Origin of the sequence: Acetobacter sp. DsW_063 (genome assembly GCF_002153745.1) — a bacterium.
Taxonomy (GTDB): Bacteria; Pseudomonadota; Alphaproteobacteria; order Acetobacterales; family Acetobacteraceae; genus Acetobacter.
On sequence record NZ_JOPL01000147.1, the window covers coordinates 1 to 584 of the forward strand.

Here is a 584-nt window from a genome sequence, read left to right on the forward strand (position 1 = left end):
TCTTTGCGGAACCTGAATCACAGCGACCTCCGTCAATCAATGGGTCCTAAGCCTAACCTTAAAACTCTAAAACGCTACAATATCTTCTATGGTGATAACGGAACCGGTAAAACGACTCTTTTCAGTTTGTTTGCAGCTTTGCCCGATGGTGCCCATACTGATCACCGGGGCGTCGATTATGTCATCGAGACCACCGCGGGGGAACTCGTGCCGGGGCAAAAGTGCTCGACAGGCATTCGCGTCTTCAACGCCGGCTATGTGCAAGCAAATATAGGTCGCTTCGATGGACCAATTCGGCCGATCCTCGTTGTCGGGAAGGAAAACCGGCAACTCGCAGTAGAGGTTCGCGAGGACGAAGCGGCCCTCGCTGGCCGGGAGACGTCGATCGAAGCCGAAGAGAAAGCCCTGGCCACGGTCAGAAAAGATAAGGACATCGCCTTTCCGGCGATTGCGAAAACCATCGGCGAAGCGACCAGCGTTACAACGCCACGAAATTTCAGAAAACCGGATGCCGAGAAAGCATTCGCAAAGGCCGCCACCACAGCACGATTTCACGAGAATTATGCCGCAATGCGCATCGCAGC

1 protein-coding gene is annotated in these 584 nt (G+C 54.1%); it reads left to right on the plus strand.

Annotation, left to right across the window (positions count from 1 at the left end):
* Nucleotides 1–39: 39 nt before the first annotated feature.
* The coding region (locus HK28_RS13405; RefSeq protein ID WP_158093486.1) for an AAA family ATPase at nucleotides 40–584 on the plus strand (545 nt) is incomplete at its 3' end.